This window comes from Pseudomonas sp. HP_14 (assembly GCF_055283875.1).
Window position 1 is genome coordinate 21929 of sequence record NZ_JBTOQI010000008.1, and the last position, 16536, is coordinate 38464.

General features: G+C 58.9%; 14 protein-coding genes. 9 read left to right on the top strand and 5 right to left on the bottom strand.

The window, feature by feature from the left end:
• Positions 1 to 70 precede the first annotated feature (70 nt).
• A complete protein-coding gene (locus ACYASS_RS07700) occupies positions 71 to 508 on the top strand; it encodes a carboxymuconolactone decarboxylase family protein (protein WP_463585689.1) in 438 nt (145 codons plus the stop codon).
• Between the two features lie 275 nt (positions 509 to 783).
• A complete protein-coding gene (locus ACYASS_RS07705) occupies positions 784 to 1617 on the top strand; it encodes a PhzF family phenazine biosynthesis protein (RefSeq protein WP_463585690.1) in 834 nt (277 codons plus the stop codon).
• A gap of 1 nt (position 1618) precedes the next feature.
• Here ACYASS_RS07705 and ACYASS_RS07710 read toward each other — a convergent pair whose 3' ends face one another.
• Positions 1619 to 2770, bottom strand: coding sequence for an MFS transporter (locus ACYASS_RS07710; protein ID WP_463585691.1), 1152 nt, complete (start codon positions 2768 to 2770; stop codon positions 1619 to 1621).
• Between the two features lie 535 nt (positions 2771 to 3305).
• On the opposite strand from ACYASS_RS07710, the gene rarD reads away from it, so the two are divergent.
• Positions 3306 to 4181, top strand: a complete 876-nt coding sequence (gene rarD / locus ACYASS_RS07715; protein WP_463585692.1) for an EamA family transporter RarD — start codon at positions 3306 to 3308, stop codon at positions 4179 to 4181.
• Here rarD and zapE read toward each other — a convergent pair whose 3' ends face one another.
• Positions 4182 to 5297: a cell division protein ZapE gene (gene zapE / locus ACYASS_RS07720; protein WP_463585693.1), complete on the bottom strand. Its 1116-nt coding sequence runs from the start codon at positions 5295 to 5297 to the stop codon at positions 4182 to 4184.
• 277 nt (positions 5298 to 5574) lie between these two features.
• Between zapE and ACYASS_RS07725 the strand changes: the two genes are divergently transcribed.
• Complete coding sequence (locus ACYASS_RS07725) at positions 5575 to 7020, top strand: SulP family inorganic anion transporter (RefSeq protein ID WP_463585694.1); 1446 nt, start codon at positions 5575 to 5577, stop codon at positions 7018 to 7020.
• Between the two features lie 276 nt (positions 7021 to 7296).
• Here the strand turns inward: ACYASS_RS07725 and ACYASS_RS07730 are convergent, their stop codons facing one another.
• From ACYASS_RS07730 to ACYASS_RS07740, 3 genes are all read right to left on the bottom strand, one after another.
• On the bottom strand, positions 7297 to 7617 hold the full coding sequence (locus tag ACYASS_RS07730) for an AtuA-related protein (RefSeq protein WP_463585695.1): 321 nt from the start codon (positions 7615 to 7617) through the stop codon (positions 7297 to 7299).
• The gene (locus ACYASS_RS07735; protein ID WP_463585696.1) at positions 7614 to 8969 is read right to left on the bottom strand and encodes an acyclic terpene utilization AtuA family protein; all 1356 of its coding nucleotides are present in this window, start codon (positions 8967 to 8969) and stop codon (positions 7614 to 7616) included. The genes ACYASS_RS07730 and ACYASS_RS07735 overlap by 4 nt, the downstream gene beginning before the upstream one ends.
• A 149-nt stretch (positions 8970 to 9118) precedes the next feature.
• A complete protein-coding gene (locus tag ACYASS_RS07740) occupies positions 9119 to 10411 on the bottom strand; it encodes a CitMHS family transporter (RefSeq protein ID WP_243248582.1) in 1293 nt (430 codons plus the stop codon).
• 158 nt (positions 10412 to 10569) lie between these two features.
• On the opposite strand from ACYASS_RS07740, the gene ACYASS_RS07745 reads away from it, so the two are divergent.
• From ACYASS_RS07745 to efeB, 5 genes are all read left to right on the top strand, one after another.
• On the top strand, positions 10570 to 11463 hold the full coding sequence (locus ACYASS_RS07745; protein WP_463585697.1) for a LysR family transcriptional regulator: 894 nt from the start codon (positions 10570 to 10572) through the stop codon (positions 11461 to 11463).
• A gap of 59 nt (positions 11464 to 11522) precedes the next feature.
• Entirely contained in the window at positions 11523 to 12686 is a 1164-nt protein-coding gene (gene ampC, locus ACYASS_RS07750) for a class C beta-lactamase (RefSeq protein ID WP_463585698.1), read from the top strand.
• Between the two features lie 254 nt (positions 12687 to 12940).
• Positions 12941 to 13804: an iron uptake transporter permease EfeU gene (gene efeU, locus ACYASS_RS07755; RefSeq protein ID WP_463585699.1), complete on the top strand. Its 864-nt coding sequence runs from the start codon at positions 12941 to 12943 to the stop codon at positions 13802 to 13804.
• A gap of 8 nt (positions 13805 to 13812) precedes the next feature.
• A complete protein-coding gene (efeO, locus tag ACYASS_RS07760; protein ID WP_463585700.1) occupies positions 13813 to 15021 on the top strand; it encodes an iron uptake system protein EfeO in 1209 nt (402 codons plus the stop codon).
• Positions 15022 to 15202: 181 nt separating this feature from the next.
• The gene (efeB, locus tag ACYASS_RS07765) at positions 15203 to 16519 is read left to right on the top strand and encodes an iron uptake transporter deferrochelatase/peroxidase subunit (protein ID WP_463585701.1); all 1317 of its coding nucleotides are present in this window, start codon (positions 15203 to 15205) and stop codon (positions 16517 to 16519) included.
• Positions 16520 to 16536: the final 17 nt, after the last annotated feature.

The window sequence follows — 16536 nt, forward strand, 5'->3', positions numbered from 1 at the left end:
CACCGCCAGTCCCCAACGTTAAGGTTGGCGCCATCGCCCGATTGGGCATTCAACCTAAGAGAACGCCAACATGAACGAACGCATCCAATGGGCCACCGTTGCCCCTGAAGCCTACCGCGCCATGGCCGCCCTTGAGGCCGCCGTCGGCAAATCCGGACTGGAAAGCTCGCTGCTGGAACTGGTCCGGTTGCGCGCCTCGCAAATCAACGGCTGCGCCTTCTGCATCAACATGCACGCCAACGACGCCCGCCGCGCCGGGGAAAAAGAATCGCGCCTGCAAACCGTGAGCGTCTGGCGCGAAACCGCGTTCTTCACCCCTCGGGAAAAAGCCGCGCTGGCGTGGGTAGAAAGCATGACCCTGCTGCCCAATCAGCAAGCGTCGCAGGAACAGTACCTGGCCTTGCAAGAGCACTTCAGCGACAGCGAAGTGGTCAACCTCACCCTGGCGATTGCGACCATCAATGCCTGGAACCGCTTTGGTGTCGGGTTTGCGATGGTGCCTGCGTAACGCTCAAAAATCTTCAAGTGGAATGCTGCTTCTCTGTGGGAGCCGGGCTTGCCCGCGATGCAGACACCTCGGAGTGTCAGTTAAATCGAATCGCCCTTATCGCGGGCAAGCCCGGCTCCCACAGCAAACCGAGATTGCCTTCGGCTTCTACAGGGATTGTGCGCTGTTCATCCATCGATCAAATTTGCAGATGCTTCACATAAGGACTATTGGTTGGAGTACTGACCGGGCTTTGAGGAAACTCACCGGCGCTCTCACTACAGGCTCTTATCAACATGACGACAAACGTTTTAAAGCTGGCCGCCTTCAGCGATGGCGACCAAGGTGGAAACCCGGCAGGTGTGTGGCTCGGGGACTTTTTGCCGGATGAGGCGACGATGCAGCGGATTGCTGCGGAAGTAGGTTTTTCCGAAACAGTGTTTGCTGCGCCCACCGCCGAGGGGTTTCGGGTGCGGTATTTCTCGCCTGAAGCCGAGGTGCCGTTCTGCGGTCACGCGACGATCGCCCTGGGCGCGGCGCTGGCCGGTCAGTATGGCGATGGCGTGTTCAACCTGACGCTGAACCAGGCGCAGATCAGCGTCGAAGGTCATGCTCAGGGCGATTTGATTTCAGCAGCCCTGCAATCACCGCCTACTCACAGCGGACCCATTGATGACGCTTTGCTGCATGAAGCTTTGGAGCTGTTCGGCTACGCCCAACACGATCTGGACGCCCGTATTCCACCGGCATTGATCAACGGCGGCGCGCAGCATCTGGTGCTGGTGTTGAACAGTCGGGAAAAACTCCGGGCCATGGAGTATGACCAACAGGCCGGGCATGAGCTTATGACCCGTGCCGGATGGGTCACGATCTTGCTGGCGTATGCGGAAAACCTGCAACTGTTCCACACCCGCAATACATTTGCCTGGGGCGGCGTGTATGAAGACCCCGCCACTGGCGCGGCAACGGCGGCCTTCGCCGGTTACCTGCGCGATCTTGAATGGCCTCACGGCGGGCACATCGACATTGTGCAGGGCGAGGACATGGGCAGTCGCTCCCGGATTCGCGCTGAGATTACTGATCAGAAAGGCAGTTCAATCCGGGTTTCCGGCATGGCCCGCAAGCTATAAGTCAGACCTTGAGTCGTGTCCCGCCGATTGCAACACCGACCAGCATCACGGCGACAACCATGAATGCCAGTTCCAGGCTGCTGGAGTGGGCGATAAACCCAATGGCAGCGGGCCCGATCAAAATGCCGGCGTAACCTAACGTGGTCAACGCCGGGACGGCGACGTTTTCCGGCATGCTCTTTTGTCGCCCGAGCGCGCTGTAGCAAACCGGCACGATGTTGGAACAGCCCGCTCCCACCAATGCGTAGCCGAGCAATGCGGCTTGCCATGACGGAATCAGGGTTGCCAGCGCCAGCCCTGTCGCGGCACAAAGACCACCCAAAATCACCACCTGCCTTGGGCCGACACGTCGCACCACCGCATCGCCGAACAAGCGGCCTGCGGTCATGGTCAGGGCGAACACTGCATAGCCCAACCCCGCGTAAGAGGTTTCCACGCCGCGTAACTCACTGAGGAACACTGCACTCCAATCCAGCATTGCCCCCTCGGACAGGAACACCGTGAAGCACAGCAGGCCGAGAAACAGCACCACGCCTCTCGGGATGGCAAACGGCGGGCCATCGGTTTCGCTGCCGTAATTCAGGAAGTGCGGTGCGGCCTTGAGCAAAGCGATCAATAAAACCGCTACAACGGCAAACATCGCGACCAACGGCGACGCGCCGATGCTCAACAACCCTGCGACACCCGCAGCCCCGGCGATGCCGCCCAGACTGAACAAGCCATGGAAACCGGACATCATGGTTTTGCCACTGGCGCGCTCGACGATGATCGCCTGAATATTCACCGCACAATCCAGTGCGCCCATCGCCGCGCCGAAGACAAACAGCACGGCAACCAGCGACGGCAAATGCGAAACCGTGGCCAACAGCGGCAGGCACAGACAAATGATTGCCGAGGAAATCAGCAACACACGGCGACAACCGATACGCGCTGCCAATGCACCGGCAAGAGGCATAGCCACAATCGAGCCGACACCCAGACACAGCAGCAACAAGCCCAATGTGCCCTCATCCAGCCCAACCCGGGCCTTGGCATACGGCACCAGTGGTGCCCAGGCGGCGATGGCAAAACCGGCAATGAAAAACGCCACGCGAGTGGAAAATTGTTCCAGTCGTCCCGGCACAACCGGCGCCGGGGTGCTGATGGAAGTCATGCAGGCTCCTTGAAAACGGCGGACCAAAAGGTCCGGTAATGGAGGGCAGACTAACAAAGGTTGGGGGTTAACCAAATGGGTACGGAGGAATGGGCATCTTAGGTTGGCGCATTTCCACTGAGGGAGCTGCCCCGGTGTCCCTGACACCACGCTGTCGCGCAGCAAACACGGGACCTGTAGGAGTGAGCTTGCTCGCGATTCGATCTGTTGGTCGATGAATATATTGCTTGTGCTGAAGCTATCGCGAGCAAGCTCACTCCTACAGAAAATGCATTCCAAATCAGTTAGTTATTTCTTGTTTGATAGGCGCTGGGCTTGCCCGCGATAAGACTGGACGCAGTTCACCTGACACTGAGGTGTTCTTATCGTCGGAATGCCGCCCAGACCAAGCCCAGCTCCCACAGGGAAATGACGGCAAGCTCATTGAAAAATCCCCAGTGGGTAATGCGCTCGCTCCAATAGGTTTGCGCAGCTAAACTACGCACCATTTTGAACCGGGCCGCCCTGCAACCGCCCGCAACGTAAAGAGGCTGCTGTGTATAAAGGTGTGCTGCTGTCGGTTCTGGCTTCGGTGCTGTTTGGGGTGATGTACTTCTACACATCGCTGCTCAAGCCGCTGGGCGGGGAAGAAATCTTCGGCTGGCGGATGCTGCTGACGGTGCCGTGCGTGACGGTCTTTCTGCTGTTCAGTGGCGATTGGCACCTGGTCAGAAAAATCACTGGACGTATCCGCCATCAACCCACACTGCTGATCGGTATCGCCGCATGTTCGCTGTTGCTGGGCGCGCAATTGCTGGTGTTCATGTGGGCACCGCTGCATGGCCGCAGCCTGCAGGTTTCCATGGGCTATTTCCTGCTGCCACTGACGATGGTTGTCACCGGGCGCATCGTCTATGGCGAGCGCCTGTCGCGGCTGCAGAAGGTCGCGGCCTTCTGCGCCATGGTCGGTGTCGCCAACGAGTTGCTTAACCACGGCAGTTTCGCCTGGGAAACCCTGCTGGTCGCGGTGGGTTATCCGCTGTATTTCGTCCTGCGCCGAAAACTGGTCACCGATAACCTCGGCGGTTTGTGGTTCGACATGGCCTTCATGCTACCGATCAGCGTCTGGTTCATCGTCAACGGCGACGCGTCAGTGGGTGAGCAATTTCCGATGCTGTATGTGCTGATTCCAGTGCTTGGCCTGATCAGCGCCTCGGCACTGGTCAGCTACATCGTTGCCAGCCGCCTGCTGCCATTCAGCCTGTTTGGCTTGCTCAGCTACGTCGAGCCGGTATTGCTGGTGGGCGTCGCGCTGCTGCTGGGCGAAAGCATCAAGCGCGATGAATGGATGACCTACTTGCCCATCTGGCTGGCGGTGCTGGTGCTGATCTTCGAAGGTTGCAAGCACGTGCTGGCGCAGCGACGCACCTGATTACTGGATGAAACGCTCCAGTTGCATTTCCTGCAAACGGCTCAAGGTGCGACGGAAGGCGAACGACAGATAGCCCTGGGTGTACAGCTCGTGCATCGGCACCGCCGCATCGACATATAAAGGCACGCGGCGGTCATAACATTCGTCCACCAGCGCAATGAAGCGTCGAACCCCGTCATCGTGGGGCGACAATTGCGGCAACTCACGATCCCCAGCCACCACCTGTTCGACTGCATCTTCGGTACCACGGGCGATTTTCGCTTCGCGCTGAGGCGCACTGAGGGCCGGAACTTCGCTGAGCAGTAGCGTCGAGAACCGGTCGCACAGTTCGATAAAGTCCATGGCGGCCAAAGGCTGGTCACACAGGTCGCCATAGCTGCACCACAACACTGAGTCGCTGTGCTGAATACTGTTGATGCTGCGATGCCCTACAGGCACCGCGCCACTGGACACTGTTTCATCACCCTTGAGCGTCTCGAATACAGCAGCCAGCGCGCTGCTCTGCCCCGGTGCGGTGACGAAATACCGCTGATGCAGCAGTCCCGGATGCAAGCGGTGGTCTTCGCCGCCATCGACCGTGACCACTTGCATGTGGCGCTCAATGGCGGCAATAGCAGGCAGGAATCGCTCACGATTGTGGCCATGGCTGTACAACTGTGCGGGCGGCTGGTTAGAGGTGCAGACCAGCACCACGCCCGCATCGAACATGGCTTGCAGCAAACCGCCAAGGATTACCGCGTCGCCAATATCAGTGACGAACAACTCGTCGAAACACATCACCCGAACATCACGCCCCAGCTCCTGGGCCACGACTTTGAGCGGATTGGAGGTGCCGATCAGTTCGAACATACGCTTGTGCACCCAGCGCATGAAGTGATGAAAATGCTGACGCCGGGCCGGAACGTTGAGGCTTTCGAAAAAGCGGTCCATCAGCCAGGTCTTGCCCCGCCCGACTGGCCCCCATAGATAAACGCCCTGCGCCGCTTTCGGGTTGTCGTTCAGCGCCAGGAAACACGCCTGCAATTGCTGGACGGCATGCAGTTGCGCAGCGTCCGGCTGGAAACCCAACTGCTCGACAGCTCGTTCATAGGCCTGCAAGGGTGAAACGGCATTCATGAGTAGCGCATCGCTCGGCTAAGTGAGGGGGTGCAAAGCATATACGAGCAAGTGAACTGATTGCGATCTGTTGGCTGACATGAAATCTTGTGGGAGCAGAGCTTGCTCGCGATAAGGCTGGACGCGGTTCACTTTAGATCGCATCCAGCCTTATCGCGAGCAAGCTCTGCTCCCACAGAATCTATGCAAAGCCGGTCCTACGTGTAGCACCCACCAGCCACATTCAGTAACATCCCCTCTTTTTGCTTTCCCGGCATTGCCCCCTTTCAGGTACCCCATGAAACCAGCCCGTATACGCGCCGATGTCCTGGCCGGACTCACCACATCCTTTGCTCTGGTACCCGAGTGCATCGCCTTTGCTTTGGTTGCCCACCTCAACCCGCTGATGGGCCTTTATGGCGCGTTCATCATCTGCACCCTGACCGCCTTGTTCGGCGGGCGGCCGGGAATGATTTCCGGTGCGGCGGGTTCCATGGCAGTGGTGATTGTCGCGCTGGTGGTGCAGCACGGTGTGCAGTACCTGCTGGCGACGGTGTTGCTGGGCGGCTTGATCATGATCCTGTTCGGCGTGCTGCGGCTGGGCAAGCTGGTGCGCATGGTGCCGTATTCGGTGATGCTCGGGTTCGTCAACGGCCTGGCGATTGTGATTGCCATGGCTCAGCTCGAACATTTCAGGGTGGGTGACGCCTGGCTCACGGGCCAACCGCTGTACCTGATGATTGGCCTGGTGGCGCTGACCATGGCGATCGTTTACCTGCTGCCGCGCCTGACCAAAGCAATACCGCCCGCGCTGATCGCGATTCTGGGGGTTGGTCTGCTGGTCTATCTGCTTGATCTGCCGACCCACACGCTGGGCGACATGGCGCACATTGCCGGAGGCCTGCCAAGCCTGGCATTGCCGGAAGTGCCATGGGATCTGGAGACCCTGCGGATCATCGCGCCTTACGCGATTCTGATGGCGCTGGTGGGTCTGCTGGAAACCCTGCTGACTCTGAACCTGACCGATGAAATCACCGAGAGCCGCGGCTTCCCGGACCGTGAGTGCGTGGCGCTGGGTGTAGCCAACATGGCCTCTGGCGTGTGCGGCGGTATGGGCGGTTGCGCAATGATTGGCCAGACCGTGATCAACCTAAGCTCCGGTGGCCGGGGTCGTTTGTCCGGCGTGGTCGCGGGTTTGATGATTCTGATGTTTGTGCTGTTTCTGTCGCCGCTGATTGAAGAAATCCCGCTGGCCGCGCTGGTCGGTGTGATGTTCGTAGTGGCTCAACAAACCTTTGCCTGGGCGTCGTTGCGGGTACTTCACAAAGTGCCGGTCAACGATGTGCTGGCGATCATTGCCGTAACCATCGTGACGGTGCTGACCGATCTGGCCACTGCGGTGATGTTCGGTATCGTTATCGCAGCGCTGAACTTTGCCTGGCAGCAAGCGCGTGAGTTGTACGCGGACACGCACCTGGAGGCTGACGGCAGCAAGGTTTACACGCTGCACGGCACGTTGTTTTTTGCGTCCACGACGCGCTTTCTCAACCAGTTCAACCCAGCTGAAGACCCTGCTCAAGTCACCCTCGATTGCCAACACCTGAGCTTCGTCGATTACTCGGCGGTATCAGCATTGCAGACCTTGCGCGAGCGCTATACCAAGGCGGGCAAACATCTGCGGGTGGTGCACCTGTCGAACCGTTGCAAGCAATTGCTCAAGCGGACCGATGTGCAGCATGGGTGATGAACAGGTAGGACCGAATTCATTCGGGAAGGCGGCACTCCAGACGATACATAGCCTGCGTATGTACCGGCCCCTTCGCGAACAAGTTCGCTCCTACCGGAGACCTGAGCAAGACGCAGAACCCGGTAGGACCGAATTCATTCGGGAAGGCGGCACTCCAGACGATACACAGCCTGTGGATGTACCGGCCCCTTCGCGAACAAGTTCGCTCCTACCGGAGACCTGAGCAAGACGCAGAACCCGGTAGGACCGAATTTATTCGGGTTAGCCTTTCCGCTAAACATCAATATCCAGCAACGCCGCGCCCAGCGCCTTGCCGTGGGCATCCAGTGCCAGCGAGCGGGTGACGCCGCCACGCAGGATGCCGGGCAGGACGAAGTTCAGGGCCTGAACGTTGGGCAATTCATATCGGCGCACAGGCCCGGCATTCGGGTCCAGCAGCTCGGCGAAATACGCGGCGACACGCTGCGCGGTTAACACTTCACACAAGCGTGAATAGTCTTCTGCGCGATAGGCAATCACCGAGATGTTCGAGGTGTCGCCTTTGTCGCCGGTTCGGGAATGGGCCAGTTCGCGCAGTTTTACAGGGCGGCTCATGATGCATCCTCCAGATGTACAACAGCTGTCACCGCAGAACGCGGAACAAACAACGACGCGACCGCCACAACCTGACGCAAACCTTTGGTGGCCCCACCTCCGCCATAAGGACCATTGGTGTAAAGGGTTTCGACTTCATTGCCGATGCGTATGGCCTGAGCCTTGTCGGCGCAACGTGCCGCCACGCGCAGGCGCACTTCCCAAGGCTCAGCCGCAGTGCGTGAACCCAGCTCGTCGCCGTGCAGCGAGTCCACTCCTATCAGTTCGGCGCGAATGTCGTCATAGCTGACGCCCGTCAGTTTCAGACGCTCAAGCACTACATCACGGGCCAGCCTTGCGCGCGCCAAAGCCCCCGGCCCGCCATAGGAAATCTGCCCTTCGCCAATCCAGCCGTCGAGGAAACCCACTGACACCTTCAACGTTTCAGGACGCGCACGTCCATGAGCACCGCTGACCCTCACCCGATCCAAACCTGCGACTTCGAAAGCAACCGCAGAGAAGTCGGCGCAGACATCAGGCGTCAGGTATGCCGCAGGATCATGCACCTCATAAATAAGCTGCTCTGTGCAGGTCGCGGTATCGATACGTCCACCCGAGCCTGCTACCTTGCTGATGACGGCCGAACCAGAGGCATCTACTTCCGCCAGGGGAAAGCCCAGACGCGCCAGATCCGGCACGTCCTTGTAGCCAGGATCAGCGAAGTACCCGCCGCTGATCTGCCCCGCGCATTCAAGCAAATGACCAATAGCAGTGCCACGCCCCAGCAGCGACCAGTCATCTGCCGCCCAGCCAAACTCAAATAGCTGAGGAGCGAGGAATAACGACGGGTCAGCAACCCGCCCCGTGATCACCACATCGGCACCGGCCCGCAACGCTTCGAAAATCCCTTCGGCCCCCATGTAAGCGTTGGCAGAAATCAGCCGCTCGCCCAGAGAGCCAAGCGTTGCCCCGTTGTCCAGCAACTGATGCGGATCGGCCTGCAACGCAGACAGCACGTCATCCCCCGTCACAGCCGCGACTTTCAGGCCATGCAAACCGAGTTCGGCAGCAATCCGCCGCACCTCGCGTGCCGCCGCCAACGGATTGGCCGCGCCCATATTCGTGATCACTCTTAAACGCCGTGCAGAACCGCCCCCCACGAACGGCAACACACGACGCATGCGCTCACTGAGCAGCGGGTCATAACCCGTTTCAGGATCGGCCAACCGGACCTGTTGCGCCAAAGCGATGGTGCGCTCGGCCAGACATTCGAAGACCAGGTAATCCAGATCGCCGTGTTCGGCCAGTTCAACAGCAGGCTCGATACGGTCGCCGGAATAACCGGCGCCGGAGCCAATGCGTAAGGTTTTCATGGTGGTAGTCCTCTCAAACAAAGGGTAATTGTTTGAACTGAAATGAATTTTTCTGTAGGAGCTGCCGAAGGCTGCGAAGCATTCATCCAGACACACCGCCATCGCAGCCTTCGGCAGCTCCTACAAGTTCAGTGTTTGCTGTTTGGCAGTCAGAACACACCCAGCAGCAGCGCCGTCAGGGTCATCAACACTGAGGCGGCAAACAGGAAAGGAATGGTGAAACGCTGGTGATCGGCCAGTTCGATCTTGCACAGCCCCACCAGCAGGAAGGTCGCCGGAGTCAGCGGGCTGACCGGGAAGCCAGTGGTGTGTACGCCCAGCAGCGAGGCCTGAGCCACTTGCAACGGATCGACGCCCAGCGCCTTGCCGACTTCAGCAATCACCGGCATGACACCGAAGTAGAACGAGTCCGGATCAAACAGCATGCTGAGCGGCATGGAAATAAAGCCCACCACCATCGGAATCAGCTTGCCGTGGCCTGCGGGAATCTGCGCCACGGCCACTTCGGCCATGGCCTTGAGCATGCCGGTGCCTTGCATGATGCCGGTAAATACACCGGCCGCCAGGAGGATGCTGGCCATGGTCAGGGCCGTCTTCGCATGCGCATCGATGCGAGCGCGCTGAGCGTCGACATTCGGGTAGTTGATGCACAGCGCCACGACGGTGCCGAGCATGAACATCACCACCGGATCAACCAGGCCGGAAATCATCACGCCCATGACCGCGATGGTCAAAATCAGGTTGAGCCAGAACAGACGCGGCCGACGCAGCACCTCTTCGTGGTCGGCCAGCACCCGCTTTGGCACGACGTCCACATTGGCGCCAGCGCCCAGGCCAAGGCGTTTTTCTTCACGACGACCGAGCATAAAGGCACAGAAAAACACGAAGGCCAGACCGACCAGTTGCACCGGAATCAGCGGCTGGAACAAATCCGCAACCGGTACATGCAACGCTGCCGAGGAGCGCAACACCGGGCCGGTCCACGGTAGAAAGTTGACCCCGGCGGCCATGGCCGTCACGCAGGCCAGAATGCGTTTATCCATGCCGAGCCGCGTATACAGCGGCAGCATCGCCGGGATGGTCACCAGAAAAGTCACCGCTCCCGAGCCGTCCAGATGGACCAGCAGCGCCAACAATGCGGTGCCCATCACAATGCGTGTCGGACGGGTACCGACGGTGCGCAGGATGCGGTCGATGATCGGGTCGAGCATGCCCGCGTCGGTCATCACCCCGAAGAACAGAATCGCGAACACGAACATGCCTACCACAGGGGCGACGTTCTTGATGCCGGTAATGATGAAGCCGCTGGTTTGCAGGCCGAAACCACCGATCAGGGCGGCAATGATCGGTAAGGCAATCAGTGCAACGAGGGGTGAGAGGCGTTTGCTCATGACGGCAGCGAGCAGACAGAGAATGGTAATGACACCGAGAGTGGCGAGCATAGGTACTTCCTGTTCGTCATCCTTCCCGCTGGCGCGGCGGATGAGCTGTTGTTGTTTTCAACGAGTATTGAAAACACAGGTAAGCTTTGTAAATTGAAATGTTCGGCATGCTGCATTCGGAAAAACAAAACCATACGAATAAAAACAGGCACACGACCATGAAGAACTCGATTCAGCACATACGCGCCTTTCTCGCCGTCGCCCACAGCGGCAGCTTTGCCAAGGCTGCCGTGGAGTTGAGCCTGAGCCCGTCGGCCCTCACCGTGCAGATTCAGCAACTCGAAGACTGGCTCGGCGTGTCATTACTGGAGCGCAGTCCGCGCCACGTAAGCCTGACAGCCGCTGGCCAAAGCAACCTGATGCCGATGGAAAAACTGCTGCTGGACCTCGACAACATCGTCAGCGGTTCCCGGGATTTGGCGGCGTTAAGGCGCGGCGTATTGACCATCGCCGCCCTGCCCTCCATGTGCTCCAGCACCTTGCCGCCCGTACTGCGCCTGTTTCGGGAACAATTCCCCGGCGTCGAAGTACGCTTGCGCGATGTCGTGGCGCAACGCATCGACGCGCTGGTACGCGAGGGCGAGGTGGATTTCGGTCTGGGGGTACGCGCACGCATGGCGCACGGTCTGGAGTTCGAAGTGGTGCTGACCGACCGTTTGTGCCTGTTCGTGCCCGCCGGTCATCCGCTGTCCATGAAGACATCGATCAAACTGGGTGAGCTTGCCGATCAGCCGATTATTTTGACCGGCAGGGACAGCAGCGTACGTGAGCGGGTCGAGCAGTTATTTGCAGATGAACAACTGACGCTGATACCGGGGCTGGAAGCCAATTACATGTCCACAGTGCTGGCACTGGTTCGCCAGGGCCTGGGTATGACGCTGCTGCCGGAGTCGGCTGACGAGGGCCGGGATGATATGGTTTGCGTACCGGTGGACCATCCCGGCGTCAGCCGTGACATCGGTTTGATCACCCGAAGCGGTCAGAGTCTGAGCCCGCCGGCGCGGCAGTTTATTGAGCTTTTGGGAAATACCTTGCGGCAGAACGTTTATTGAGGACGCGGCGTCCAAACGAATATTTTCCGCGCTCTGAATGGAATCCAAGGAATATCTTGATGCGTCTGATGACTCAATCGTTGCTGTTCGCGTGCAGCCTTTCTTTCACTTGTCTGGCAAGCGCTGTTCAGGCAAAACCAGATACTGATGCGGCAAACTTTGATGACTCCGTGCGTAAAGCGGCCGCGCAAGTCATGCAGCAATACAACATTCCCGGCATGAGCATCGCCGTCACGTCCAATGGGCAACAGCGTTTCTACAATTATGGCGTTGCATCCAAAGACACCGGCCAGGCAGTGAGCAGCGACACGTTGTTCGAGCTCGGTTCTATCAGCAAGACCTTCACCGCAACCCTGGCCAGTTACGCGCAGGCGACGGGCAAGCTGTCGCTCCAGGATCATCCGGGCCAATACCTGCCGCAACTCAAAGGCAGCGCTTTCGACCAGGTCAGCCTGATCAGCCTCGCCACGCACACGGCGGGCGGTTTTCCTTTGCAGGTGCCGGATGAAGTTCAGAACACCGAACAACTGATGAGTTACCTGAAAGCCTGGAAACCGGAGTACCCGGCAGGCAGCAAACGCACCTACGCCAACCCGAGCATCGGCATGCTGGGGATGATCACCGCCAAGGCAATGAACACTCCGTTCGAGCAAGCAATGGAGCAGCAACTGTTTCCAAAGCTCGGACTGACCAACAGCTATCTGAATGTGCCTGCCGACAAGATGAGTTTGTACGCACAGGGCTACAACAAACAGGACGCGCCGGTCCGCTTGCAAAGCGGCGTGCTGGGCAATGAGGCCTATGGGATGAGATCCAGCAGCAAGGATTTACTGCATTTCGTTGAGCTGAACATCAACCCTGGCAAGGCAGACAGTGCATTAGCCAAGGCAATTGCTGATACGCATGTGGGTTATTTCAAAGTGGGGGAAATGACCCAGGACCTGATCTGGGAGCAATACCCTTATCCGGTCACTGTCGAGACGCTGCAGGAGGGCAACTCGTACAAAATGGCTTTCGAAACCCAGCCTGCCAGCCCGATCAATCCAGCGCTCGAACCGCAGCAAAATGTCTGGATCAACAAGACCGGATCTACCACTGGCTATGGCGGCTATGTGGCATTTGTTCCGGAGAAGAAGATCGGCATCGTGATTCTGGCCAACAAAAACTACCCGAATGAAGCGCGGGTGAAGTTGGCGCACGAGATTTTACAAATCCTGAATTGATGAACATTTTCTGTAGGAGCTGCCGAAGGCTGCGAAGAGATTTACCTGACACACCGCATCGCAGCCTTCGGCAGCTCCTACAGATTCTCCCCGCCTGAACCCCACCTGAACAAACAGCTCAAATACGAACCAGCACAAAAAAACAACTATGCGCATTCAATAATGAGTATCATTATGTTACGCATTGTTTCAGGCGGAGCGCTCTTTTGCCGCCTTTGAGACAGACCAGCCTAACGCATTAACCCTGGTGAAACATGCTCGTTCCTTTTTTGATCATGCTGCGCGAAGGGATTGAAGCCGCGCTTATCGTTGGCATCATCGCCAGTTACCTGAAGCAGACCGGCCGTGGCGAGTGGATGCCCGCCGTGTGGATCGGTGTCTTCCTGGCCGTGGCTCTGGCGCTGTTTGTCGGGGGTGGCCTGGAATTGGTCAGTGCCGAATTCCCGCAAAAACAACAGGAATTGTTCGAAGGCATCGTCGGTCTTCTAGCCGTCGCGATCCTCAGTTCCATGGTGTTCTGGATGCGCAAAGTAGCGCGCTCCATCAAGCATGCCTTGCACGAATCTCTCGATGCCGCTCTGGCTGGCTCGAAAAATCAAACCTATGCATTGATTGCCATGGTGTTCTTCGCCGTGGCCCGCGAAGGGCTGGAAACTGTGTTCTTCCTGCTGGCGGTTTTTCAGCAGAGTGAAGGCGCCAGCGCGCCACTGGGTGCCCTGCTCGGCCTGATCCTCGCGGTTGCCGTGGGCTTCGCCATCTACAGCGGCAGCATGCGTTTGAACCTGAGCCTGTTCTTCCGCTGGACCGGGCTGTTCATCCTCGTGGTGGCGGCAGGCATCCTGGCCAACTCGGTACAGGCACTGCATGAAGCCGGTGTCTGGAACCATCTGCAAACCGTGGTCTTCGACATCAGCGCTACGTTGCCGATGGATGGCCCAACTGGCTCGGTACTGGCGGGCATGTTCGGTTATCAGGATGCGCCGACCGTCAGCACCCTGAGTGCTTACCTGATTTATCTGGTCTTCGCACTGGCGCTGTTTTTCATGCCCCATGCTCGGGTGGTGAGTTTGCCCACCCGACCGGCGCATTCGCACCCCTCTTCCGCGACAAACGAATAAGGCAACCCATGTCGAATCGTCCTACAGGGCTTTCAGATAAAGCCAAGCCACCTCGCGCCTTGAAATTAGCTGTCGCAGGCTCCGTGGTGCTCATGATTGCTGCAGGCGTGCTGTTTTATTACGCATCGCAGGCTGCGATGAAAAAGCGCGCCGCCAATGACAATGCAGAAACCGTGGTCACCATTCATGCCCATGCCTGCGAGCCGAATGCGCTCACCGTACCGGCTGGCAAGAACGCCTTCCGTATCGTCAACCGCTCCGAGCGGGCCGTTGAATGGGAAATCCTCGATGGCGTTCTGGTGATTGAAGAGCGGGAAAACATTGCGCCAGGCTTGAGCCAGGTCATCAACGCCAACCTGCAACCCGGCGACTACGCGATTACTTGCGGCCTGTTGAGCAACCCGCGTGGCACGCTGCACGTGACACCGACCGCCGAGTCAGAAGCCAATGCCAAGGCGCGCCCCTCGATGGTGGCCTTTATCGGCCCGTTGTCGGAGTACCGGGTTTATCTGAGCATGCAGGGTTCAGCGTTGATCAAGGCGGTGAATACCTTGCAGGAGGCCATTGCAGCGGGCGACTTGAGCGCAGCCCAGGCCGCCTATCTTCCAGCGCGTGCTGCTTATCAGCGGATTGCCCCGGCAGCCCAACGCCTGGCTGAACTGGACAACGTAATCAACGCCCGCGCCGACTATTACGAAAAACGTGAGCAGGACTCCGGTTTCAGCGGCTTCCATCGTATCGAGTACGGCCTGTTCGACAAGCACAGCGTTGATGGACTGCTGCCAGTCGCGCAGCGTTTGCAAGCCGATGTCACCACACTGAAGCAGCAGTTGCTGGCGCAGAGCATGGCCCCGGAACAACTCGCCAGCGTGATTGCCCGCAACATGCGCAGCCTCGCCGAAATCCGCAGCAACGGCGAAGAAGAACGCTACAGCCACAGCGACCTGAACGGCTTCGTTGCCAACCTTGAAGGCACTCGCAAAGTCATCGACCTGCTGCGCCCGATGCTGGCCAAAAGTGCCAAGCCTCTTCTGGAGCAGATCGATGCAGCCGCCGCGGCACTGGACACTGAGTTGAACGGCCTGAGCACCGACAGCGGCCTGCGCCCTTACGATCAGGTGGATGCCGTGCAACGCAAGTTGATTGCCGACAAAGCCAAGGCGCTGGCGGATGCGCTGGACGGGATAGACGAAGCGCTGGGGCTTTCGGGGCTTTGATAAAACCGTTCCGCGGGGGTTTTCGATTTCTGTTGGAGCGAGGCTTGCCCGCGAATAACGATAACGCGGTGTGTCTGGCAGCCCCGTGCCAACTGCTTCGCGGGCAAGCCTCGCTCCAACAAGTAAATCGAGACCGATCTCCCTGCGACCAAATAACTGATTTCGAGAAAGACAATTAGCCATGAACGACTCAGACAACAGCAACGCTCCGCAATCCGTACAACGCCGTCGAGTGCTGCTCGGCCTCGGTGCTGCTGGGGCGGCATTGGCGGGCAGCAGCCTGAGCGGCAACGTATTGGCCGCGGCTCCGGCCCAGGTCACCGAAGCACCGAACAGCGAGAAAACCGCTGACCACAATGAATTCCATGGCATCCACCAGACCGGCATCGTAAACCCGCGTCCGGCCTCCGGCATGCTGGTGGCCTTTGATGTGCTGGCCGCTGACCGTGAAGACCTGGAACGTCTGTTTCGCACGCTGAACGAGCGCATCACATTCTTGATGACCGGCGGAACGGTACCGCAGGTCGATCCGAAGTTGCCGCCAGTAGACTCCGGCATCCTCGGCCCTGTGGTCACTCCGGATAACCTGACCATCACCGTGTCGGTGGGCGACTCGCTGTTCGACGAGCGATTTGGTCTGGAAAGCGTCAAGCCCAAGCGTCTGAGCCGCATGGTGGGTTTCCCCAACGACGCGCTGGAAGCAGACAGCTGCCACGGCGACTTGAGTATTCAGTTCTGCGCCAACAGCGCCGACAGCAACATCCACGCCCTGCGTGACATCGTGAAAAACCTGCCAGATCTGCTGCTGGTGCGCTGGAAACAGGAAGGCACCGTGCCACCGCAAGCGCCGAAGAAACCCGGCCAGCCTCCGGAAAGCGCACGCAATTTCCTTGGCTTCCGCGACGGTTCGGCCAACCCGGATTCCAACAACCAGAAGACCATGAACGAACTGGTCTGGGTGCAACCGGGCAGCGACGAGCCGGGCTGGGCAGCGAACGGCAGCTACCAGGCGGTGCGGATAATCCGCAACTTCGTTGAACGCTGGGACCGCACACCGCTGCAGGAACAGGAAGCGATTTTCGGCCGGGTCAAAACCACCGGCGCGCCCATGGACGGCAAGGTTGAAACCGACGTACCGGACTATGTTGCCGACCCTCACGGCAAGAAAACCAAACTGGATTCGCACATCCGTCTGGCCAACCCGCGAACCGCTGAAAGCCAGCGCAACCTGATCCTGCGTCGGCCGTTCAACTACTCCAACGGCGTCAACAAGAACGGTCAGCTCGACATGGGCCTGCTGTTCATCTGCTACCAGTCCGATCTCGAAAAAGGCTTCATCACCGTGCAGACCCGCCTCAATGGCGAGCCTCTGGAGGAGTACCTCAAGCCGGTTGGCGGCGGGTACTTCTTCACCCTGCCCGGTGTGATCAATGACCAGGACTTCATCGGTCGTTCACTGCTTCAGGCTTCGGCCAGGTCCGAGACCAAAACCGCGTAATCGCTCCCCCTTAAAAG

Coding starts and splice junctions, on each gene's coding strand:
- ACYASS_RS07700 (WP_463585689.1), top strand. CDS start 71: ATGAACGAACGCATCCAATGGGCCACCGTTGCCCCTGAAGCCTACCGC.
- ACYASS_RS07705 (WP_463585690.1), top strand. CDS start 784: ATGACGACAAACGTTTTAAAGCTGGCCGCCTTCAGCGATGGCGACCAA.
- ACYASS_RS07710 (WP_463585691.1), bottom strand. CDS start 2,770: ATGACTTCCATCAGCACCCCGGCGCCGGTTGTGCCGGGACGACTGGAA.
- zapE (WP_463585693.1), bottom strand. CDS start 5,297: ATGAATGCCGTTTCACCCTTGCAGGCCTATGAACGAGCTGTCGAGCAG.
- ACYASS_RS07725 (WP_463585694.1), top strand. CDS start 5,575: ATGAAACCAGCCCGTATACGCGCCGATGTCCTGGCCGGACTCACCACA.
- ACYASS_RS07730 (WP_463585695.1), bottom strand. CDS start 7,617: ATGAGCCGCCCTGTAAAACTGCGCGAACTGGCCCATTCCCGAACCGGC.
- ACYASS_RS07735 (WP_463585696.1), bottom strand. CDS start 8,969: ATGAAAACCTTACGCATTGGCTCCGGCGCCGGTTATTCCGGCGACCGT.
- ACYASS_RS07740 (WP_243248582.1), bottom strand. CDS start 10,411: ATGCTCGCCACTCTCGGTGTCATTACCATTCTCTGTCTGCTCGCTGCC.
- ACYASS_RS07745 (WP_463585697.1), top strand. CDS start 10,570: ATGAAGAACTCGATTCAGCACATACGCGCCTTTCTCGCCGTCGCCCAC.
- ampC (WP_463585698.1), top strand. CDS start 11,523: ATGCGTCTGATGACTCAATCGTTGCTGTTCGCGTGCAGCCTTTCTTTC.
- efeU (WP_463585699.1), top strand. CDS start 12,941: ATGCTCGTTCCTTTTTTGATCATGCTGCGCGAAGGGATTGAAGCCGCG.
- efeO (WP_463585700.1), top strand. CDS start 13,813: ATGTCGAATCGTCCTACAGGGCTTTCAGATAAAGCCAAGCCACCTCGC.
- efeB (WP_463585701.1), top strand. CDS start 15,203: ATGAACGACTCAGACAACAGCAACGCTCCGCAATCCGTACAACGCCGT.